This window comes from Stenotrophomonas sp. PS02297 (assembly GCF_029959705.1).
Lineage (GTDB): Bacteria > Pseudomonadota > Gammaproteobacteria > Xanthomonadales > Xanthomonadaceae > Stenotrophomonas > Stenotrophomonas nitritireducens.
Window position 1 is genome coordinate 1 of record NZ_JASCOS010000025.1, and the last position, 22,541, is coordinate 22,541.

Consider the following 22,541-nt stretch of genomic DNA (forward strand, 5'->3'; position numbering starts at 1 on the left):
GGCGGAGGACTTCCCGCCAGAGCCGCAGCGGGGCGTTGCCCCGCTCTACCGAACCTGCAGCCCGCGCCGCCTTGTAGCGCCGGGCAACGCCCGGCGGAGGACTTCCCGGCAGAGCCACAGCGGGGCGTTGCCCCGCTCTACCGAACCTGCAGCCCGCGCCGCCTTGTAGCGCCGGGCAACGCCCGGCGGGGGACTTCCCGGCAGAGCCGCAGCGGGGCGTTGCCCCGCTCCACGCGCGAGGTGCGGTGCGTTCTAGCGCGACAGCAGCCGCGCCAGTTCGGCGGGGGTATCGGCCAGGGAGCCGGCACCGGCGGCGGTCAGTTCCTCGCGGCCGCCGAAGCCCCACAGCACACCGACGTTGCGCATGCCGTGGTGGCGCGCGCCTTCGATGTCCATGCGCCGGTCGCCGATCATCCAGCATTGCCCGGACGCCAGCGACAGGCGCTGCAGCGCTTCGGCGATCAGCTCCGGCTTGTGGCTGCGCACGCCATCCTCGGTCGCGCCGACCACGTCCTCGAAGCAGCCGCCGAACGGCAGGTGCTCGACGATGCGCCGCGCATGCGGCTCGTTCTTGGCGGTGACCACGGCCAGGCGATGACCGGCCGCATGCAGGCCCTGCACCACCTCGCCGATGCCGGCGTAGACGTCGTGCTCCTGCCAGCCATGCCGGTCGAAGCGTTCGCGGTACAACTCCACGGCCCGCTCGACGCGCACCGCGTCGCCGAACACGGGCGCGAAGCTGGTACGCAGCGCCGGGCCGATCCACTTGCGCAGTTCGGCGTCGCCCGGCACCGGCTGGTCCATCTTCTCCAGCGCGTAAGCCACGCAGCGGGTGATGCCGACGGCCGAATCGATCAGCGTGCCATCGAGATCGAAGAACAGGACATCGCGGCTCACGAACCGCGGGCCTCCAGCGCGGCCACGGCCGGCAGGGTCTTGCCCTCCAGGAATTCCAGGAACGCGCCGCCGCCGGTGGAGATGTAGCTCACCTCGCCGGCGATGCCGTACTTGTCCACGGCCGCCAGGGTGTCGCCGCCGCCGGCGATGGAGAACGCGCTGGACGCGGCGATGGCGCGCGCCAGCGCCTCGGTGCCCTTGCCGAAGGCGTCGAACTCGAACACGCCGACCGGGCCGTTCCAGACCACGGTGCCGGCCCTGGCGATCAGTCCGGCGTACCGCGCGGCAGTCTGCGGGCCGATATCCAGGATCATGTCGTCGGCGCCAACGGCATCGACCGCCTTGATCGTGGCCGGGGCGTCAGCGGCAAATGCGCGCGCTACCACCACGTCGGTCGGCAGCGGGATTTCTGCGCCGCGCGCCCTGGCGTCGGCGTCGATCTTGCGCGCGGTGTCCAGCAGGTCGTTCTCGACCAGCGACCTGCCCACGCCGTGGCCTTCGGCGGCGATGAAGGTGTTGGCGATGCCGCCGCCGACGATCAGCTGGTCCACCTTGCCCACCAGGCTGGACAGCAGCTCCAGCTTGGTCGAGACCTTGGAGCCGGCGACGATGGCCAGCAGCGGCCGCGCCGGGTTGGCCAGCGCCTTGTCCAGCGCGTCCAGTTCGGCCATCAGCAGCGGGCCACCGGCGGCGACCGGGGCGAAACGGATCACGCCATGGGTGGAGGCCTGCGCGCGGTGCGCGGTGCCGAAGGCGTCCATCACGAACACGTCGCACAGCGCGGCGTACTTCTTCGACAGCGCTTCATCGTCGGCCTTCTCGCCGACGTTCATGCGGCAGTTCTCCAGCAGCGCGATGCTGCCCGGCGCGACCTCGACGCCATCCACCCAGTCGCGGACCAGCGGCACGTCCATGCCCAGCAGTTCGGACAGGCGCGCGGCCACCGGCGCCAGCGAATCGGCCTGGCTCCACTGCCCTTCCTGCGGGCGGCCCAGGTGCGAGGTGACCATGACCGCCGCGCCCTTCTCCAGCGCCAGCTTCAGCGTCGGCAGCGAGGCGGTGATGCGCTGTTCGGAGGTGATCCTGCTGTTGTCGTCGATCGGCACGTTGAGGTCTTGCCGGATCAGGACACGCTTGCCGGAAAGATCAAGGTCGGTCATGCGAACGATGGACATGGCAGCGCGGCTCCGCGAAGGGTGGGGAAACCGCAATTCTCGCCCGCTCCCGCAGGCGGGGCAAACCCGAGCCCTGCCACATGCCGCAATCCGGGTTTCCCAGCCGCGGCCAAACCTGCTTGAAGATGCATGCAGCGGATCTGCGGAGGCAGGGCCCGCCGCGCCGGCCTACAACGGCAGGCGATGGACGATGAAATTCACCATGTTCTCCATCGCTCCTGGATCGACATTGCCCAGGCCGACCACCACGTAGCCTGGTCCGGGCAACACCGCCAGGGCGGCGTTGGCGCCTGGCGCCCCGCCTTCATGCCCGTACTGCCGCGCCTGGCCCTCGCCGCCCACCATGAAGCCATGGCCGTACCATCCCTTGTGGTTCTGCGGCGACGTCGCCGTCGCCAGCGACGCCGGCGAAACAAGCCGGCCAGCGCGCAGAGCCTCGACGAATTTCAGCATGTCCTCGACCGTGCTGTAACCGCCACCGGCGGACGTACCCCGCCATGGCAACGTCCGGGTTTCCGGCACCCAACGGCCCTCGACCCGGGTGTAGGCCACCGCCCGCCCGGGCACCGGCGACGACTCCGGCTCCGCCCCCGTCGAATCCATGCCGGCGACACGGTAAATGTGCTCGCCGACATAGTCGTAGTACGACTGCCCGCTCACCGCCTCGATGATCGATCCGAGCAGGATGTAACCGTAGTTGGAATACCCGTCCTCGCTTCCCGGCGCGGCGCTCGACGGTTCGTTGCCGGCCAGGCTCCAATAGTCCCGCAATGTCCGCAGCGATTGCGAACGCCTCTCGAACTCCTCGCCGAAGATGTCGCCCAGCCCGCTGGTGTGGTTGAGCAGCTGCCGCACCGTGATCTTTCCTGCCACCGCCTGATCCGGATAGTCCGGCAGATGCATGGCGACGCTGTCGTCCAGCGACAGCCTGCCCGCCTCCTGCAGTTGCAGGATCGCTACCGCCGTGAACATCTTGTTCAACGACGCCAATCGAAACCGGGTCGCCCCGTCGACCCCGATCTTCCGCTCCCTGTCCGCCTGCCCACCCTGCCAGCGCAGCAGGATTTCCCCGTCCTTGGCCACGAGCAGCGCACCGGACAGCGTGTCGTCATCCCGGGCCGAATCCAGCCGCCGCCGGCTCTCGGCCAGCAGCACCGGCAACGGCAGGCGCCGCGGCTGGAATTCGGCCGGCAGTTCCATGCCCTCGAGCTGGAACCGGCTGACATCGGCCGGGCTCGCGGGATCGACCTCCAGGCTCGCCAGCACACCGCGATCGGTCGATTCGGAAAGCAGCATCGCCTGCATCGAGTGCGTGCTGCTGGATTTGATTCCCAGCAAACGGAAACGGCCCATCGCTTCGCGCAGGTCGAGATCGCGCTGGGCATCGCGGCCGCCCTTGTGATCCGCAACAAACGCCTGCAGGCCATCGCGGTCTCCGGCATTGAATGCGGCCAGCCAGAGCCCAAAAACCTGTTCGGCATGGCTGGCCGGAGCGTGTTCCCCGGCATGCGCGCCAATCGACAGACAGAGCATCAAAAATCCCAGGAGCACTCTCACGTTCGTCACACCCTCTCCGTTGGCCAGACGCAACCGCAAAGTGCAGGCACGCCATGCCGGAACCCATCGCAGGCCGCGACCGGATCCGGCCAGCGTCCTGGTCGATCTATCGCGGCGGCCTGCCGCGCAGCAGGCTCACCGCGAAGCCGGCCACGGCCAGCGCGCCGGCCACCAGTACCGCCCACAGCACCAGGTTCTTCCAGTCGCGCACCGGCGCCGCCGGCACGTAGGCCTTGTTGCCGGCACGCTGCACGCCCTCGCCGAGGCTGGCCGGCGCCGGTTGCCACTGCGCGCCATTGCGCGCGCGCAGGGCGGCCAGCATCGGCTCCAGATTCGTCTCGCGCACGCCGGTCCGCGCACTGCCGGCCACCAGCAGGTACGGCGCGCGACCCTGCGCCAGGAACACCACGCTGCCTGGCCGGTAGCCCAGCTTCAAGGCCGGCGCCGGCGTGCCGGCCACCGCCGGCTCGGCCTGCAGCTGCCAGTCGCGGTCGCTGGTTTCCCGCCCCAGTTCCAGCGGCGCCGAGGTCTGCCGGCGTTCGCCTTCCTGCAGCGTCCAGGTGTTCCAGCCGCTGGCGCGCGCCTGCCAGGCCTGTGCGGCATCGGCCACCTTGCGGTCGGCGTCGCTGCTGGAAACATTCCACGACACCGCGGTGTTTGCCGGCATCGCCACGTCCAGCCGCTGCACCGGGAAACGCCCCTGCATCCGGTAACGGAAACGGGCCGGCGCATTGGTGTCGGGCGCGGAGGCGGCCAGCTCGATCCACTGCCAGTCGTTCGTGCCCGCGTCGCCGGCCAGTTCGCCCCGCAGCGCGCGCAGCGGCGGCGCTCCTTCGCGCTGCAGCGGCACCAGGCGCAGATAACGCAGCGTCGTGGACAGCGCGACGCGGTCGCTGCTCAGCTGCCGTCCCTGGTTGCGCAGGCGCACCAGCCGCACTTCCGGGTCGAGCACCTGCCAACGGCGCAGGTCCTCGCTGCCTTCCAGCCGATAGCCCAGGTCCAGCGCCGTCGGTTCGCCTTCCCATTCCACGCGCAACGCCTGCACCCGCCCGGCCTGCCGGCCGAGGTCTACCAGCCATGACGGATCGCTCCTGGCCGCGCCCGCCGCACCCGGCGAATTGCGCACCGAGACCACGTTGCCGCCGGCATCGCGCTGCACCACCACGCTCAGGTCCCCGCCCGCCGTCGTGGCGGCGCTGGCGGGCAAGGCGAACCAGTCCAGCGTCACCTGCCGCGCCGGCCCGGCGGTCGGCGTGGCCGCGGCCTGCACCGCACTGGCCATCGGCGTGCCGTCGGCGTCGATCACCTGCACATCGCGCAGGTCGCGCCAGTACGCGACGCGGTAGACCCCCTCATCCAGCACGACGCGGTAGGCGCCGGCGTCGCCCTGGGCCAGCTGCAGCGGCCATTGCGCCGCGAAATCGTCGGCGGCCTGCGCCGTCAGTGGCAACAGCGCCATCCACCACAGACGCTTGATCATGCGGAAGCTTCCTCTCGTTGCGTAGCGTTGCCGCTCTTGCGCGGCGGCGCCGGGGCTAGCCAGCCAACCAGCGTGCACAACAGTCCATAGGCGATGAAAGCGCCGATGCCCAGCAGGTCGCCGAGGTTGCTGCGGTCGATCAGCAGCAGCTTGGCCAGCACCACGGCCATCAGGATCGCGCCGGCCAGCCACAGCCCCCATTGCCCGCGCCGCGAGCCGCTCACCCAGCCGATCACGCCAAGCAGGCTCCACACCACGGTCAGGCTGGTCTGCGCCAGGCTGGTGTCGATCAAGCGGCCGTCCCAGCCGATGCCGCCCCAGTGGTGCACGGCGCGCAGGGTGATGGTGCTGACCAGCACCAACGCCGCCAGCGGCAGCAGGCCCAGGCGCAGCCTGGCCAGGCGCGGGTACGCGTCGGCGGACCACAGGCACATCGCCGCCAGCAGCAGCGCGGCCAGCTGCGCCAGGTCCAGCGGGTTGAGCAGCGCGATCCATGGCAGCGGCGCCGCGGCGCCGGCGCTGGCCAGCGACACCAGCCACCACAGGCCCAGCACGGCGAAGGTCGCCGCCTGCAGGATCGGCCGGTAGCGGTCGAAGGCCACGCCCAGCGGCCGCGCCAGCCAGTGCCAGCGGCGGAGCGACAGCGCCGCCAGCAGCAGCCACGGCAGCGCCAGCAGCATGCCGACCCAGCCGCCGGCCAGTTCGAAACGCTTGCCCAGGTGCCAGGACAGCAGCGACAACACCGTCGGCCACAGCAGCCACCAGGCCAGCTGCGCGGGGCCGGCGATGGCATCGCCCGCCGAACGCAGGCACAGCAGGCTGCGCACGCCCAGTGCGGCGAACAGCGGCCAGGCCCAGGCGCCATGGCCGGCGAACGGCTGGCCATGCTCGGCCACCTGCATGAAGGCCAGCGGGAACGCCAGTACGAAGCCGCCCAGGGTAGTCAGCGACAGCGCCAGTGCCGGACGCCGCCGGTGCACCTCGGCCGCCAGCCAGCCGGTGACGCCCAGCAGCAGCAGCATGCCGTGCAGGACGCTGCGCGGCTCCACGAAACGCGCGATCTCGGTGCCGGCGTTGCCCAGCCACCAGGCCAGGGCCCAGGCGTAGGCGATCACCGCCACCGGCCGGTTGCCCGCACCGCGGTACAGCCAGGCGCTGGCGAAGGCGGCCAATGCGATCAGCAGCGCGCCCATGAAGACCGCATTGGCGACGGCGAACTCCACGCCGCCACGGAGGGCATGGGCGCCGTCGATGCCCACCGCCAGCGCGAACGCCGCCGCCAGCTGCAGGCCGATGCCGGTCCAGCGCGCCAGCCGGCGCTGCTGCACCAGGCCCAGCCAGACCAGGCCGGCGCCTTCCAGCGCGAACACCGAAGCGGTGGCCTTGGCCGACAGCGCCAGCGGCACCGCCAGCGTGGCGAAACCCAACGCGAGGATGGCGTAGCCCTGCGCCAGCAGATGCAGGCGCTCGCGCCCCAGCAGCGCGCGCGCCAGTACCACGTAGAGCAGGGCCACGCCGAGTGCGCATAGCGCCAGCGGCATGCGCTCGCCCTGCAGCAGCCCGGCCTGCAGCGAGAACGCCACCAGCGGCGTGCCGAACAGCAGGCAACCGTCGATGCGCGCGCCGCCCGGCGTCGCCGCCCGGCGCGCATACAGCAGCGGCAGCAGCAGGTAGAACGCGAAGAACAACAGCAGGAACGGCTCGGTGCTGGCGAACTTGGCCGGCGTGTAGTCCAGCACGCCCCAGAGCGTGCCGATGCCCCAGGTGAAGGCGAAGCCGAGCAGGTTGAGGATGCGCCACGGCCGCACCCAGGCGATGGCGAAGATGCCGGCGTTGAGCAGGGCGTAGTACGAGAACAGGGCGACGTGGTTGCCGCCGCCGTCGGACAGCCAGACCGGCGCCATGAACCCGGCCAGCACGCCGAGGATGGCCAGCGTGCGCGACTCCTGCAGCACTGCCATCACGCACAGCCCGGCGATCAGCACCACGCTGACCGCGAACGCCGGCCCGGGGTCGAGCACGCCGTAGTTCCTGGTCGCGGCGAACACGGTCAACAGCAGCACGCCGATGGCGCCGCCCTGCAGGGCCAGGGCGAAGGCGCGATGGCTCTCGCGCTTGCGCCAGGCGAACACCAGCCCGGCCAGCGCGGCCGCGCTGATGCCGGCCAGGCGCAGCTCGATCGGCAGGCGCAGCCAGCCCTGGTCGCTGACGTACTTGAGCAGCGCCGCCACACCGGCCAACAGCACCAGCATGCCGACCTTGACCGGTACGTTGCCGCTGGTGAACCACTGTTTGACGCGTTCCACGCCGCGCTCGATGACGTTCGGCCCGGCCGGCGCCGCCGGTTCCGGCCCGCGCGCGGGTGCGCTGTGGACCGACGGCGGTGGAACCGGCTCCGGCAGAGGCCGCAGCACGGGCACGACGACGGGCCGCACCGGCTCAGCGGCCTCCCGCACGGGCCCAGGCCCGGGAACGATGGGCGAAGGCTCGAACGCCTCCCTCTCCGATATGGGTTCCTGCCCTGCAGATGGCCGGTTCTCCTCGGCCGCAGGCGCGTCCGTCCACCCTTGTCGCGCGAGCGAAGCTTCCAGCGCGGCCACGCGCCGCTTGAGCGAGGACACCGATACCAAGGCCATGACCAGCAGCACCGGTACCGCCAACGCCACTGCCACCACCAGCAATCCCAAGAGCACAAACGCGCCGCCGTCCATTCCTCATCCTTGTCACCGGGAGGTGCGGCACCACCTTATCCACGCTCCGCGGAAACGCAAGATATCCATGACGCTGGATGGCGCCTGGCGGAGCCCGGTCGGTAATGCCCCAGCGGGGCTTTGCCCCGCTCTACAAAACGCGGATCGCGGCGGCTCTGTAGCGCCGGGCGACGCCCGGCGGGGCCTGCCCGCGAAAGCCCCAGCGGGGCGATGCCCCGCTCTACGAAACGCGGATCGCGGCGGCTCTGCAGCGCCGGGCGGCGCCCGGCGGGGCCTGGCCGCGAAAGCCCCAGCGGGGCGATGCCCCGCTCTACGAAACGCGGATCGCGGCGGCTCTGTAGCGCCGGGCAACGCCCGGCGGGGCTTGACCGGTAATGCCCCAGCGGGGCGATGCCCCGCCCTACAAAAGGCGGATCTCGACGGCTCTGTAGCGCCGGGCAACGCCCGGCGGGGCTTGCCCGGCAATGCCCCAGCGGGGCGATGCCCCGCCCTACGAAAGGCGAATTACAGCCGCGGTACGGGGGCAAAAAGAAGGGCGCCATCGGCGCCCTTCCTTCAACCAAACGCAACGGGCCGATCAGGCCGCGATCACGCGCACCATTTCCAGGCACTTGTTGGAATAGCCCCACTCGTTGTCGTACCAGCTGACCAGCTTGACGAAAGTCGAGTCCAGCGCGATGCCGGCTTCGGCGTCGAACACGGAGGTGTGGGTCTCGCCGCGGAAATCGGTGGCCACGACCTTGTCCTCGGTGTAGCCCAGCACGCCCTTCAGCGCGCCTTCGCTCTGCGCCTTCACTTCGGCGCAGATCTCGGCGTAGGTCGCCGGCTTCTCCAGCTCGACGGTCAGGTCGACCACCGACACGTCCGAGGTCGGCACGCGGAAGCTCATGCCGGTCAGCTTCTTGTTGAGTTCCGGAATCACCACGCCCACGGCCTTGGCCGCGCCGGTGGAGGACGGAATGATGTTCTCCAGGATGCCGCGGCCGCCGCGCCAGTCCTTGTTGGAGGGGCCGTCGACGGTCTTCTGGGTCGCGGTGGCGGCGTGCACGGTGGTCATCAGGCCGCGCTTGATGCCCCACTTGTCGTTGATGACCTTGGCCAGCGGGGCCAGGCAGTTGGTGGTGCACGAGGCGTTGGAGATGATCGCCTGGCCGGCGTAGGTCTTGTGGTTGACGCCGAACACGAACATCGGCGTGTCGTCCTTGGACGGGGCCGACAGCAGCACCTTCTTGGCGCCGGCATCGATGTGCTTCTGCGCGCTGGCCTTGTCCAGGAACAGGCCGGTGGATTCGATCACCACGTCCACGCCCACCTCGTCCCACTTCAGGTTGGCCGGATCGCGCTCCTGGGTCAGGCGGATCTTCCTGCCATTGACCAGCAGGTGGCCGCCGTCGACGGCCACGTCGGCCTTGAAGCGGCCGTGCACGGAGTCGTACTTGAGCATGTAGGCCAGGTAGTCCGGCTCCAGCAGATCGTTGATGGCAACGATCTCGATGTCGTTGCCGAAGTTCAACACCGCCGAACGCAGCACATTGCGTCCGATGCGACCGAAACCGTTGATGCCGACCTTGATTGCCATGTTCACGAACTCCTGCGGCCGCAGACTGCTGCGGCGGGGGTGGAAAGGGACCGGCATTGTAGCAGCCGGGCCCGTCTGGCTGGCCCGGGCCCCGCTACGCCGCACATGACGAAAGCGGCACCGCGACATGGGCAAAACCATGAACGCACTCTGAGCGCGGACATCCGTTTGATCCGGATCAAGGCGGGCACCAGGCACGCGGCGGAGACTGGCCACATCCTCACCAAGCAATGGAAACGCACCATGCGCAAGACCCCCGCCCTGCTGCTGTCCAGCCTCGCCGCCGCCCTGACGCTGGCCGCCTCCCCCGCCATGGCGCAGTCCAAGGGCGACTGGACCCTGGGCGTCGGCGTGCACAACGTCGATCCCAAGTCCAGCGCAGGCGACCTCAACGGCTCGGCCCTGGGCCTGGGCGCCCTGCCGACCAAGGTGGACAGCAGCGTGCGTCCGACCGTGACGTTCGAGTACTTCGTCGCCGACAACGTGGGCCTGGAAGTGCTGGCCGCGCTGCCGTTCCAGCACGACATCAGCATCGACGGCGTGGGCAAGGTCGGCCGCACCAAGCAGCTGCCGCCGGTGGTCTCGCTGCAGTACCACTTCGCCAACAGCAGCAAGGTCACCCCGTTCGTCGGCCTGGGCGTGAACTACACCAAGTTCTTCAGCACCGACAGCAAGGGCGCGCTGACCGGCACCAAGCTCAAGCTGGAAGACTCGTGGGGCCTGGCCGCGCATGCAGGCCTGGACTTCGCGCTGACCGAAAAGGACGCGCTGCGCGTGGACCTGCGCTGGGCCGACATCGACACCAAGGTCAAGGTGAACGGCAACAAGCTCGGCACCGCCAACATCGACCCGCTGGTGTACGGCGTGGCCTACGTCCGCAAGTTCTGACCCGGCCTTCCCCCGGTACCGCGGGGGAAGCAGGTTCCCAGGGCCTGTTCATGACCCGTCGCGAGCCAAGCGCGGCGGGATCATGGGCAGGCCCGCCACTTTCGGCACATGGCCGGAACGGTGCGGCGGCTAGAATGCCGCGATGAAAATCCGCGCCCGCATTCCCTCTGTCCTTTCCGGCATCGTCCTGGCTGCATCCACCCTGGTGTCCACACCGGCGTTCGCCTGGGGCGCGCAGGGCCACCGCCTGGTCGCGCGCCTCGCCGAAGCGCGCCTGGATCCCGCCGCGAAGGCGGAAGTGGACCGCCTGCTCGCCACCGAGCCCGGCGACACCCTGGCCAACATCGCCCCCTGGGCCGACCAGCTGCGCGCCGAAGACCCCGACCTGGGCAAGCGCTCGGCCGGCTGGCACTACGTCAACATGGCCGAGGACGGCTGCGTCTACGACCCGCCGAAGCATTGCCGCGATGGCGACTGCGTGATCGAGGCGCTGAAGGCGCAGAGCGCGCGCCTGGCCGACCGCAGCCTTTCCGATGCCGAGCGCCTGCAGGCGCTCAAGTTCGTCGTGCACCTGGTCGGCGACATGCACCAGCCGATGCATGCCGGCTACGGCCACGACAAGGGCGGCAACACCTACCAGCTGCAGTTCAACGAGCGCGGCACCAACCTGCACTCGCTGTGGGACAGCGGCATGTTCTATGCGCTGCAGCTGGACGACGACCAGTACCTGCAGCGCCTGCAGGCGCTGCCGGCCCCCACCGGCATCGGCGCACCGCAGCTGCAGCGCGATGCCACGGCATGGGCAGAGCAGAGCTGCCGCATCGCCACGCGCGAAGGCGTCTACCCGCAGGGGCACAAGGTCGACGAAGCCTATGCCAGCGTCTGGCGCCCGGTCGCCGAGGCACAGCTGCGCCTGGCCGGCGAACGGCTGGCGGCGCTGTTGAACGAGTTGCTGGATACCCCGCAGAAGCCCCACTGACGCCGCGGCGCCGGGCATCGCCCGGCCGGGGTTTCATCGACGCAGCTCCTGCGGGGCGATGCCCCGCTCTATGGGGATGCCGCGCACCGCAGGCTTACTGCGGTGCGCTGCCGACCCGCACGCGCGCCTGTCCCTGCACGATCTCGAACGTGAACGCATAGGGCAGCGTCACCGGCACCTCCTCCACCCGCGCGGCACCGGCGCAGTCGCCCGCTGCGATCGGGGCGGTACCGGGGGCGAAGTGGCAGATCGCCGCCGGCGCGAAGCGCCATCGCCGCACGGCATCGCCCGCGGCCTGCAGCAGCGGACCGTTGTCCGCGTCGCCGCCAGCACCGCACTGGCTGTGCGCCAGCAGCGGGAAACTGCGCTGCACCTGTCCCTGCTCGTCGACGACGACATTCAGGCACACCGTCACCGGCGGCAGCGACTGCCGGCCCTGCAGGGCCGGCAGTTCCGGCGGCGGCGCATGCACCGGCTCGGGCATGCGGAAGACTTCACGCGCCGACAGTGCATACGGCTGTATCTCCCCGCCCTGCCCACCGCCGCTCTCCGCCACAAGCAGGCGCTGGCCGATGTTGTAGCTGCTGTCCGCGACGTCTTCGGTGGCGGCGGGGCGCGTCGCGCAGCCGGTCGCCACCAGCAGCAGGCACAACGCGCACAACGGAACCGCTGCCGGCTGGTGCCGCATCAGGAAGTGCTCTCCTCGGTCGTGGTGGTCGTTTCGTCCATCGCGAAGCGCACCGGCACGCGCACCTGGCCGGCAACGGCCTTGCCATCCTTGTAGGCCGGAACGAACTTCCACTGACGGGCCGCGTCCATCGCCGCTTCATCCAGATCCGCATGTCCCGAACTGCGATCGACCACCACGCCTGTGGCCGTTCCATCGGCCGCGACATCGACTTTCAGCACCACCTCGCCGGTGTTCATGCTCGGCGGATAGCGCGGCGGCGGCATGTCGGCGAATCCCGGCGTGCGCGCCGGCGCATCCGCCGGCTCCACGCCAACGCGCGCCCGCGCCGCAGAATCCTGGACGGCGGCCATGGCGCCGGCCTGCATGCCGAGGTCGGCAACGACCGCTTCCATCTTGAACAATGAATCTCCGTCCTTCGTCCTGGCATGCATGCGCGCAGTACCGTCGATCTCCACCACCAGCCGCGGCGCCGTGATGATCAGCCTGCCTTCGCGGAGGGTGCCGGACAGCGCGACGTGTGCGGCGTCCAGCGGCTCCACCTTGAACTCGCCCGTCCACGTGTGGCCAGCCGGCGTCTCCATGGAGAACGCGAACGGCTTGCCCGCATGCTCACGCACTTCGAAATCGCGCGCCTGGCCATCCACCTCCAGCCGCAGCTTCACGCTGTAATAGGCGGCATCCGCGCCGCTCTTCTGCACCTGCGCCGGCTGCGCGGCCCAGGCCGCATAGCCCAGGCCCGACGACAACCCCAGCGACAACAACACCATCGCGAGCCACTGCTTTTTTCCCGGCACCGGACGCTTCAACATGGCGATACGCTCCTTCAACGGATGAGGGTGTTGCCAGTGACAGCCCACCGGCAGCGGTGACAGCGCCAGCCCGGTCTTGAGCATGGCGTTGCCATAACTGCGGCGTGCGCCACCGCCCTGGGCGATGACGCGCTCGTCGCAGGAAAGTTCCTGATCCTCGCGGCAGCGGCGCACCGCCAACGGCAGCAGCGGGTTGAACCAGTGCAGGCATTGCATCGCCGCCAGCAGCGCGTTGACCACGGTGTCGCCGCGGCGCAGATGCACCTGTTCGTGCAACAGCACGAGCTGCCGCTCGCCGGTGGTATAGCGATGCTCGAAATCCGCCGGCAGCACGATGCGCGGCCGCCACAGGCCGACGACCGCCGGCAGGCCCGCGCTGCCGCGCGCCTGCCAGATGCCATCCTCGCGGCGCCGCAGCGGCCCCAGCCCGCGCACGAAATGGCGCTGCTGGTACCGCAGCCGCGCCGCCATCGCCAGCGCACCGGCCAGCCAGGCCGCGACCAGCAGCAACGGCCAGGGCAATGCCGGCAGGCCCGCTCCGGCCGTGGAGGCGGCCACCGGCATCGCCGCGTCGATGGCCATCATCGGCAGCACCGCCATGCGCGGTGCCGGCAGCAGCACGCCCAGCAGCGCAGCCGGGACCGCCAGCCACAGCAGATAGGCCGCGCTGGCACCCAGCCAGCGCCGCACCACGCCGCGCAGCATCAGCACCATGGCCATCGCCATGCCGCCGGCCAGCGCGGTCGCCAGCAAGGCACGCATGAAGTCAGGGCTGGTCATCGTCGAGCTCCTCCAGCAGCCGGCGCAGTTCGGCCACGTCGTCGCGGCTCAGCTTCCGGTGCTGGCTGAAATGCGCCACCAGCGGCGCGACGCGCCCTTCGAACAGGCGCTCGAGCAGGCTGCTGCTCTCCTCCAGCAGCCATGCGTCGCGCTGCACCAGCGGCGCGTACAGATAGCGCCGGCCCTCCTTCGCCGCACTGATCGCGCCCTTGTTGAGCAGGCGGTTGAGCAGGGTCTTGATGGTGGCCTCGGCCCAGTCGTTGCGCCCGGCCAGGCGCGCCATCACGTCCTCGGCGGCAAGCGGATGCGCCTCCCACAGGACCTCCATCACCACCGCTTCGGCTTCGCTGATCCGGATCATCGTTTACGCTCGTAATTTTTATCGATTACATGAGTAAACGGAGCGTCTGTCAAGCGTCCCGACCGGGGCTTCATCGCCCGGATGCTGTAATGCGGCCTTCCTGGAACAACGCACCTGCCATGCCCGACCATGTGACCGATCCCGATGCCGCCGCGGCGTGGCTGCTGGCCCGTGTCGAAGGGCCGCTGCGCATCGGCGCGCCGCTGGCGCTGGGAAAACCACACCGGCTGCTCAATGCGCTGTATGCCCGGATCGAGCGGGATCCTTCGCGCCCACTGCAGCTGTACACCGCGCTTTCGCTCGACCCGCCCCACGCCCGCGGTAATGACCTACAGGCGCGCTTCCTGCGCCCGTTCGTCGAGCGACACTTCGGCGCCGACTTTCCGCGCCTGGCCTACGCGCAGGCGGTCGCGCGCGACGCCCTGCCCGCGCATGTGCAGGTGGAAGAGTTCTACATGCAGTCCGGCGCGCTGCTTGGCTCTTCGCAGGCGCAGCGCGCCTATACCAGCCTCAACTACACCCAGGCCGCCGACGCGGTGGCGCAGCGCGCGCCGCACGCCATCGTGCAGAAGGTGGCCGCGTGCGAAGGCAGCGCGCGGCTGTCGCTGTCCTGCAACAACGACATCACCCAGGACACGCTCGACGCCATCGCCGCGCGCGGCCTGCCGCGCCCGCTGCTGATCGCCGAGATCGATCCGGAACTGCCGTGGCTGGGCGGCACCGCCACGGTGGACGCGGCGTTCTTCGACCTGGTGCTCACCCCGCCCGGCCCGTATCCGAAACTGTTCGGCCTGCCCCGGCAACCGGTCAGCGATGCCGACTACGCCATCGGCCTGTACGCCAGCGCGCTGGTGCGCGACGGTGGCACCCTGCAGATCGGCATCGGCGCGCTGGCCGACGCGCTCAGCCATGCGCTGGTGCTGCGCCATACCGACAACGTCCGCTACCGCCAGATCCTGCGCGCACTCGACCCGACACTGGAGGACCACCCGCTGGTGCGCGAGATCGGCGGACTGGAGCCGTTCGCGACCGGCCTGTTCGGTTGCAGCGAAATGCTCAACGAGGGCTTCCGCAAGCTGGTGCAGAGCGGCGTGATCCGCCGCAAGGTGCACGACGACCTGGGGCTGATGCAGCGCCTGGCCAACGGCAGCGCCTACACCGCCGACCATGCGCGGCTGGCCGAGGAAGGACAATACCTGCACGGCGCGTTCTATCTCGGCTCGCCGGCGTTCTACGACTGGCTGCGGCACCTGCCGGAGGACGAGCGCCGCGCCATCGGCATGCGCCGCATCAGCGAGATCAACCAGATCTACGGCGGCGACGAGACCCTGCAGCGGCTGCAGCGCCGCCAGGCGCGCTTCTTCAACTCCTGCATGATGGCCACCGCGCTCGGCGCGGCGGTGTCCGACGCGCTGGAGGATGGCCGCGTGGTGTCCGGCGTCGGCGGCCAGCACGACTTCGTGGCGATGGCGCACGCGCTGCCGGATGCGCGCAGCGTCCTCATGTTCCGCGCCCTGCGCGAAGGTGCCGGGAACCCGCGTTCCAACATCCGCTGGAACTACGGCCACACCACCATTCCCCGCCACCTGCGCGACCTCTTCATCGACGAATACGGCATCGCCGACCTGCGCGGCATGACCGACGAGGACTGCGTGATCGCGATGGCCGGCATCACCGACGCCGCCTTCCAGGCGCCCCTGCTGGAACAGGCGAAGGCGGCGAAGAAACTGGAGCGCGGCTTCAGCGCGCCCGCCCACTGGCAGCGCAACCGCGCCGGTGTGCGGGCCGCCGCGCTGGCGCCGTTCCGCCGCGACGGCAGCCTGCCCGACTACCCGCTGGGCAGCGATTTCACCCCGGTCGAACAGGATCTGCTGCGCGCGCTGACCTGGTTGAAGGCCAGCACCGGCAGCGTCGGCGGCAAGCTGCGCACCGTGTTCGCCGCCCTGTTGCAGCGCGCCGGCGACAACGACGCCATGTACCTGCAGCGCATGGAACTGGAGCGGCCGGCGGGTTTCAGCGAGTGGCTCGACGCGCGCCTGCTGCGCCTGGCACTGGCGCGCACGGCGCGGGCCTGAGCACCGACGCTCAGGCGCCCGCGGCGTCCGGATCGTGCTGCAGGATGTTCACCAGCTTGCCGAACGGATCGCGCACGAAGAAGCGGCGCACGCCCCATGGTTCGCGCGCCGGCCCGTATTCGATGGCGATGCCGGCGGCGCGGATGCGCGCGAGCGCTTCGGCCAGATCGTCGACCTCCACCGACAGATCCGGCACCGGCGTCCCCGATCCGCCCTCGACGGCGAAACTCAACTGCGGGATCATGCGCGACGCTGCCGCATAGGTGCGGATCCAGCCATGATCCATGACCGGCTCCAGCCCGAGGATCGCGTGGTAGAACGCGTCGGCCGCGGCCGGTTCGCCGGTATGGATGTTGGCGACGATGCGCTTCACTTTCATCGGATTCTCCACGGTGCGCGCTATTGCCCCGCAGGCGGCTCCCACAGCTCGACCTTGTTGCCTTCCGGGTCGATGACCCAGCCGAACTTGCCCTGCTCCGAGGTTTCGGTTCCGTCCACGACGTTGCAGCCTTCGGCACGTAGCACCGGCAGCAGCGCATCGAGATCGGCGACGCGGAAGTTGATCATGAACGAGGCGGTGCCCGGCGCCATGTAGGTCGTGTCGGCGGCGAACGGGCTCCAGATCGTCATGCCCGGCGCACTGCCCTCGCCGCCCCACGGGAAGACCGCGCCATTCCAGCCGGCGACATCGAGCCCGAGATGATCGCGATACCAGGCCGCCAGTGCGGCCGGGTCCTTCGCCTTGAAGAAGATGCCGCCGATGCCGGTCACGCGTTTCATTGTTGGTCTCCGGATGGCCCCCATGCAGGCAGCCTGGATCGGAAACCCACGATGGGCTTCCGGCATCGGGATGCTCGCATGCCCGGAACAAGGGAACCAGCGCGCCCAGGAAGAAGTGCTTCCCGACTTGATCGCAAAGAAAGCGGCGCGCAAGGCCGCCGGCATATGCAGCTCTGTAGCACCGGGCACCGCCCGGCGAGGCTTTCCTAGTGAGGCCTCAGCGGGGCGTTGCCCCGCTCTACATGGGGGGTGAAGTCGCGGTGACTCTGTAGCGCCGGGCACCGCCCGGCGGGGCTTGGCCGACAATGCCCCCAGCGGGGCGCTGCCCCGCTCTACAGGCCAGGTGGTGATAGGCCGACAAGGAAAAGGCCGGGGAATCCCCGGCCTTTTCCGCTTCGCAACGCTTTCGCGCGTTACTTGGCCAGCTGCGCCCTGGCTGCGGCGACCACCGCTTCGGTGGTGATGCCGAAGTGCTGGTAAAGCTTGTCGGCCGGGGCCGAGGCACCGAAGGTATCCAGGCCGATCACCGCGCCGTCCAGGCCCACGTACTGGCGCCAGAAACCGGTGACGCCGGCCTCCACCGCCACGCGGGCACGCACGGCATTGGGCAGCACCGATTCGCGGTAGGCCGCGTCCTGGCGGTCGAACACGTTGGTGGACGGCATCGACACCACGCGGGTCTTGATGCCGGCCGCGTCCAGCTCGGCCTTGGCGGCCATGGCCAGGCCCACTTCCGAGCCGGTGCCGATCAGGATCACGTCCGGCGTGCCGGCGGCATCGGCCAGCACGTAGCCGCCGCGCTCGATCTGCTTGACCTGCTCGGCGCTGCGCTGCTGCGGCGCCAGGTTCTGGCGGCTGAAGATCAGGCAGCTCGGGTTGTCCCTGCGCAGGATCGCCGCCTTCCAGCTCACCGCCGATTCGGCGGCATCGCACGGACGCCACACATCGTTGTTGGGGATGTAGCGCAGCGAGGAGACGTGCTCGACCGGCTGGTGGGTCGGGCCGTCCTCGCCCAGGCCGATGGAGTCGTGGGTGAACACGTGGATGACCTGCGCCGGGATCAGCGCGCTCATGCGCAGCGCGTTGCGGGCATAGTCGCTGAACACCAGGAAGGTGGCGTCGAACGGCAGGAAACCACCGTGCAGGGCCAAGCCGTTGGCGATGGCGCTCATGCCGAACTCGCGCACGCCGTAGTGCACGTAGTTGGCCTGCGGGTCGTCGCCGACCACGGTATGCGCGCCCTTCCACAGGGTCAGGTTGGAACCGGCCAGATCGGCCGAGCCGCCGATGATTTCCGGCAGCAGCGGTGCGAAGGCCTGGATGGCGTTCTGCGAGGCCTTGCGCGAGGCGATGTTCGGCGCTTCGGCCTGCACCTGGGCGATGTAGGCATCGGCCTGGGCAATGAAGTCGGCCGGCAGCTCGCCGTGCGAGCGGCGGGTCAGCTCCTCGGCTTCGGCCGGGAACTGCGCGGCGTACTTGTCGAACAGCTGCTCCCACTCGGCCTGGCGCAGGGTGCCGGTGCCGCCGGCGCGCCAGCCGGCGTAGATCTCTTCCGGGATCTCGAACGGGCCATACGGCCAGTCCAGCGCCTTGCGGGTGGCTTCCAGCTCGTCCTTGCCCAGCGGTGCGCCGTGGCTGGACTCCTGGCCGGCCTTGTTCGGCGAGCCGAAACCAATGGTGGTCTTGCAGCAGATCAGGGTCGGCTTGTCGAACTGCGACAGCGCCGCGTCGATGCCGGCCTTGATGCTTTCCGGATCATGGCCGTCGACGCCGCGCACCACGTTCCAGCCGTAGGACTCGAAGCGCGCCGGGGTGTCGTCGGTGAACCAGCCTTCCACTTCACCGTCGATGGAGATGTTGTTGTCGTCCCAGAAGCAGACCAGCTTGCCCAGGCCCCAGGTGCCGGCCAGCGAGGCGGCTTCGTGGGAGATGCCTTCCATCAGGCAGCCGTCGCCCATGAACACCCAGGTGCGGTGGTCGACGACTTCGAATTCGGGGCGGTTGTAGCGCTGCGACAGCAGCTTCTCGGCCAGCGCGAAACCCACGGCGTTGGCCAGGCCCTGGCCCAGCGGGCCGGTGGTGGTTTCCACGCCCGGGGTTTCATGGCGCTCCGGGTGGCCCGCGGTCTTGCTGCCGAGCTGGCGGAAGGCCTTGAGCTGCTCGATCGGCAGGTCGTAGCCGCTCAGGTGCAGCAGCGCGTACTGCAGCATCGAACCATGGCCGTTGGACAGCACGAAGCGGTCGCGGTTGAACCACTTCGGGTTGTTCGGATTGTGGCGGAGATAGTCGTTCCAGAGCACTTCGGCGATGTCGGCCATGCCCATCGGCATGCCGGGGTGGCCGGAGTTGGCGGCTTGCACCGCATCGGCGGCGAGGAAACGGATGGCGTTCGCCAACTGGCGGCGGGTGGGCTGCGTCATGGTTCGTCGGGTCGGGAGGCTCCCGCGGAGCTGCGGGCGGCCCATTGTCCCACAGAGCACCGGGCAGGTCAGGCCATGTCCGCCTGCGGCACAGGCAAGCCGCGCCTGTTTCCGGAACGGCGAAGGCTGCCCAAGGGCGGCCTTCGCGCGGCTCCGGCTTGCGGCCGGCTCAATGATGGCCGGCGTTGTCCGGAACTTCCGGCACCTCGTCGTCGGTCACGCCGCTGCGGTGCGAGACCACCACGGCGGTGGCCAGGTCGCCGGTGACGTTGAGCGAGGTGCGGCACATGTCCAGGAACGTGTTGACGCCCAGGATGATGCCGATGCCTTCGGGCTTGATGCCGATGATGCCGCAGATCATCGCGATCACCGGCAGCGAGCCGGACGGGATGCCGGCGGTGCCGATGCCGCCGAGGATGCACAGCAGCAGCACCATCAGCTGCTGCGGCATGCCCAGGTGCAGGCCATAGACCTGCGCCAGGAACAATACGGTGATGCCCTCGAACAGCGCGGTGCCGTGGTGGTTGGCCGAGGCGCCGACGGTCAGCACGAAACGCGAGACCTTGCGCGGCAGCTTCAGATTCTCCTCGGCCACGCGCAGGGTCACCGGCAGGGTCGCCGACGAGGAGGCGGTGGCGAAGGCGGTCAGCGTGGCTTCCTGGGTACCGCGGAAGAAGGTGCGCACCGGCATTCCGCCGAGCAGCCGCACCCACAGCGGCAGGACCACGAAGCCATGGATCGCCAGCGCGAGCAGTACGGTGACCACGAACCACATCAGGCTCTGGATCACGTCCCAGCCCAGCCGTGCGGTCAGGTTGAACATGAAGGCCGCCACCGCGAACGGCGCCAGCTTGATGAACATGCCGATCAGGTGCATGCACACCTCGAACAGGCCCTGCACGGCGTTCTTGAACGCGGTGGTGCCGGCGGTCGGCTTCATCACCAGGCCGATGCCGATCATCAGCGCGAAGAACACGATGCCCAGCTTCTTGCTGTCGTCGCCCATCGCATTGACGATGTTGTGCGGCACGATGTTGACCAGCAGGTCCATCAGCCGCAGTTCGTTGCCCTTGCTGATGATCTCGCCGGTCTTGGCGTTGCTCATCGCCTGCTCGACCAGAGCCGGGTCCATGTGCGTGCCCGGCTGCAGCAGGTTGACGCAGAGCAGGCCGATGCCGACCGCCAGCGCGGTCACCACCGCGGTGTAGTTCAGCGTTTTCCAGCCCAGGCGGCCCAGCGAGGCGATGTCGCCCAGCTCGGCCACGCCCAGCACCAGCGCCGAGAACATCAGCGGCACCACCAGCATGAACAGCAGGTTGAGGAAGATCTGCCCGAATGGCTGGGTGACGTAGTCGATGGTGGTCTTCACCCAGGCCGCGTCGGCCGCGGTGGCGTGTGCGACCAGGCCCACGATCGTGCCCAGCATGAACCCAAGCAGCACCTTGATGTGCAACGGCATGGAGGGTTTCCTTGGCGCTTGGGCGTTGGGCATGCGTCGGTACTCGCGGGCGAAAGGTCGCGTAGCTTAACAAAAGCTGCACACCGGCCACCCCTGCCATATGGGCCAGTTCCCCCGCACCGGCATCGCATCGTTCGCCACGCGCGCGCCTGGTTGCGCGGCGCCATCGGCGCGTACCGGCCGGCGGACGCGCCTTCGACAGAAAAGGGTCAGCTGGATCTGCGCCCGGGATAGAGCGGCGGCAACGGCCCTGGCGGCGCTTCTTCGTCCATCCGCCAGGAAGGCCCACTGCTGAATGCCGCGCGCAGCGCGGTCCGTGCCGCGGTTCCATTGCCATCGGCCCAGCGCGCGCGGCGCAGCGCATCCAGCGCCTCGCGCTGCACGGCATTGCCCAGGCGCGTGGCCAGCGTGTCCAGGTCGGCGACCGGGGGACGGGCCATGCCACGCAGCGCCTGCTCGACGTCGTCCAGATCGCCGGTATCCAGCGCGCGTTTGAGATCGGCCAGCGAATGCGTGGCCGTGCCCGATGCGGGACGCCCCGCATCGTTTCCTGCCGGCAGGTCGCGGCGCGGCGCCGCACGCCGGCGGGCCAGCGCCCAGACCAGGGTCGCCAGCCACAGCAGGGCGAATCCCGCCGCCAGCAGCGGCCACGGCATCTTCGGCAGACTGCGGCCGCCCTGCAGCGCAATCGCGCCATCGCCGGACTGCGGCGCGGGCGCCGGGACGAGGGCGGTATCCGGCACGACGGGCGGCGGCATCGCAGCCGCAGTCCCCGGCGCCACCGGCAGGCTCAGGTCGGGCAACGCGACGGTCCTGGCCTCGGCGGCGCGCACGTCCCACCAGCGCAGGCGGATACCGGACACCACCAGGGTGCCGGACTGCTGCGGCACGATGGAATAGCGGCGCGTCAGCTTCAGTTGCGGGCCGTTGCCGTCGAAGGTCTCGTCGTACTGGACCGGTTCGGCGAATACCTGCGCGGCGTCGCCGAGCGCGGGCACCGGCAGGTCCGGAAACTGAGCGCGCGTGGCGCCGACGGCGGTGGCCTCCACTTCCAGGGTCGCCGCCTCGCCGACCCGCGCCGACTGCGGCGCGGCGGTGTAGCGCAGGCGCAGATCCTTCAGCGGCAGCCAGGGCTGCGGCGCGGCATCGGGCACGGCGCGCACCTGCAGGGTCTGGTCCGGTGCGCGCGCGCTGAGCGCGCCGTTGCCGCGCCCGAAGACATCGTCGAAGAAGCCGCCGGCACCGCGGCCGCTGAAGCGCGCGCCTTCCAGCCGCAGCGGGCCGCTGCGCTCGGGGATCAGCAGGAAACGCCGTTCGACCACGTTGTAGCGGCGGCCGCCGACTTCGCGCGACGAGCTGCGGTCCTGGCCCACGCGCTGCAGCGAGGCGGAGGCGGGCGTCGCCAGGTCCAGTTCGCCCGACGCCAGCTGGGTCGCGAAATACAGCCGCACCACCACGCCAACGCTCTGCTGCACGTAGGGTTGCGGGTCGTCGACTTCGGTTTCCACGAAGGCCGCCGCATCGCTGGCGCGGCTGGCCACCGGCGCGGCCTCGACCGTCAGCCGCAGTGGCTGGGTCTGCGTCGCACCGACGCGCAATGGCGGCACGTCCAACACGCCGCTGCGGCGCGGGCTGAGCACGACGCCGAACAGCGCGGTATTGCTGACGCTGCCGTTGACCAGGCGCGTCTGCCGCCCGCTGGTGCGCCCGCCCAGCGCGAAATCGGCCTGCAGCGGCGTGTAATCCGGCGCCGCGCCGGCCTGGTCGGTCTCGATGTTGAGGGTGACCACGCCGCCTTCGCCGATGTGGTCGCGATCCAGCCACGCGCGGGTCTGCGCCTGCACGCCGGCGGCGCTGGCCAGCAACGCGAACAACCACGCCATCATCAGAACGCTTCGCC

At 69.9% G+C, this 22,541-nt stretch carries 16 protein-coding genes and 1 pseudogene; 3 read left to right on the plus strand and 14 right to left on the minus strand.

The features are described from left to right. Window positions 1-252: 252 nt before the first annotated feature. The 6 genes from QMX80_RS07580 to gap form a co-directional block, all read right to left on the minus strand. Window positions 253-897, minus strand: a complete 645-nt coding sequence (locus tag QMX80_RS07580; RefSeq protein WP_282276254.1) for an HAD hydrolase-like protein — start codon at window positions 895-897, stop codon at window positions 253-255. Further along, window positions 894-2,072 (minus strand): phosphoglycerate kinase, encoded by a 1,179-nt coding sequence (locus QMX80_RS07585; protein WP_282276255.1) that lies wholly within the window; start codon window positions 2,070-2,072, stop codon window positions 894-896. Before QMX80_RS07585 ends, QMX80_RS07580 begins: the two co-directional genes overlap by 4 nt. 168 nt (window positions 2,073-2,240) lie before the next feature. Beyond that, entirely contained in the window at window positions 2,241-3,605 is a 1,365-nt protein-coding gene (locus QMX80_RS07590; protein ID WP_282276256.1) for a serine hydrolase domain-containing protein, read from the minus strand. A gap of 130 nt (window positions 3,606-3,735) precedes the next feature. Beyond that, entirely contained in the window at window positions 3,736-5,109 is a 1,374-nt protein-coding gene (locus QMX80_RS07595; protein ID WP_282276257.1) for a DUF3999 domain-containing protein, read from the minus strand. After that, a complete protein-coding gene (locus tag QMX80_RS07600; protein WP_282276258.1) occupies window positions 5,106-7,820 on the minus strand; it encodes a DUF2339 domain-containing protein in 2,715 nt (904 codons plus the stop codon). Before QMX80_RS07600 ends, QMX80_RS07595 begins: the two co-directional genes overlap by 4 nt. A 577-nt stretch (window positions 7,821-8,397) precedes the next feature. Then, window positions 8,398-9,399: a type I glyceraldehyde-3-phosphate dehydrogenase gene (gap, locus tag QMX80_RS07605; RefSeq protein WP_055771930.1), complete on the minus strand. Its 1,002-nt coding sequence runs from the start codon at window positions 9,397-9,399 to the stop codon at window positions 8,398-8,400. A gap of 243 nt (window positions 9,400-9,642) precedes the next feature. Between gap and QMX80_RS07610 the strand changes: the two genes are divergently transcribed. Together QMX80_RS07610 and QMX80_RS07615 are read left to right on the plus strand one after the other, a co-directional pair. Then, window positions 9,643-10,287: an OmpW family outer membrane protein gene (locus QMX80_RS07610; protein WP_055771933.1), complete on the plus strand. Its 645-nt coding sequence runs from the start codon at window positions 9,643-9,645 to the stop codon at window positions 10,285-10,287. Between the two features lie 142 nt (window positions 10,288-10,429). Continuing rightward, window positions 10,430-11,266, plus strand: a complete 837-nt coding sequence (locus QMX80_RS07615; RefSeq protein WP_282276259.1) for a S1/P1 nuclease — start codon at window positions 10,430-10,432, stop codon at window positions 11,264-11,266. 94 nt (window positions 11,267-11,360) lie between these two features. Here the strand turns inward: QMX80_RS07615 and QMX80_RS07620 are convergent, their stop codons facing one another. The 3 genes and pseudogenes from QMX80_RS07620 to QMX80_RS07630 all read right to left on the minus strand — a co-directional run bounded on the left by QMX80_RS07620 (window position 11,361) and on the right by QMX80_RS07630 (window position 13,907). Next, window positions 11,361-11,954, minus strand: coding sequence for a hypothetical protein (locus QMX80_RS07620; protein ID WP_282276261.1), 594 nt, complete (start codon window positions 11,952-11,954; stop codon window positions 11,361-11,363). Between the two features lie 35 nt (window positions 11,955-11,989). Then, window positions 11,990-13,546 (minus strand): annotated as a pseudogene (locus QMX80_RS07625) (TonB family protein); the annotation flags it as partial. Next, entirely contained in the window at window positions 13,533-13,907 is a 375-nt protein-coding gene (locus QMX80_RS07630) for a BlaI/MecI/CopY family transcriptional regulator (protein ID WP_282276264.1), read from the minus strand. The gene QMX80_RS07630 and the pseudogene QMX80_RS07625, both read right to left, overlap by 14 nt. 119 nt (window positions 13,908-14,026) lie before the next feature. Here QMX80_RS07630 and QMX80_RS07635 point away from each other — a divergent pair, with 119 nt between their 5' ends. Next, the gene (locus QMX80_RS07635) at window positions 14,027-15,982 is read left to right on the plus strand and encodes an acetyl-CoA hydrolase/transferase C-terminal domain-containing protein (RefSeq protein ID WP_282276291.1); all 1,956 of its coding nucleotides are present in this window, start codon (window positions 14,027-14,029) and stop codon (window positions 15,980-15,982) included. A gap of 10 nt (window positions 15,983-15,992) precedes the next feature. On the opposite strand, the gene QMX80_RS07640 is transcribed toward QMX80_RS07635, so the two are convergent. The 5 genes from QMX80_RS07640 to QMX80_RS07660 form a co-directional block, all read right to left on the minus strand. Next, window positions 15,993-16,361, minus strand: coding sequence for a VOC family protein (locus tag QMX80_RS07640; protein ID WP_055771559.1), 369 nt, complete (start codon window positions 16,359-16,361; stop codon window positions 15,993-15,995). A gap of 20 nt (window positions 16,362-16,381) precedes the next feature. Next, a complete protein-coding gene (locus tag QMX80_RS07645; RefSeq protein WP_282276268.1) occupies window positions 16,382-16,762 on the minus strand; it encodes a VOC family protein in 381 nt (126 codons plus the stop codon). Between the two features lie 413 nt (window positions 16,763-17,175). Beyond that, entirely contained in the window at window positions 17,176-19,182 is a 2,007-nt protein-coding gene (tkt, locus tag QMX80_RS07650) for a transketolase (protein WP_282276270.1), read from the minus strand. A 169-nt stretch (window positions 19,183-19,351) separates the two neighbouring features. After that, window positions 19,352-20,674: a dicarboxylate/amino acid:cation symporter gene (locus QMX80_RS07655; RefSeq protein ID WP_055771570.1), complete on the minus strand. Its 1,323-nt coding sequence runs from the start codon at window positions 20,672-20,674 to the stop codon at window positions 19,352-19,354. Window positions 20,675-20,850: 176 nt separating this feature from the next. After that, complete coding sequence (locus QMX80_RS07660; protein ID WP_282276274.1) at window positions 20,851-22,527, minus strand: BatD family protein; 1,677 nt, start codon at window positions 22,525-22,527, stop codon at window positions 20,851-20,853. Window positions 22,528-22,541: the final 14 nt, after the last annotated feature.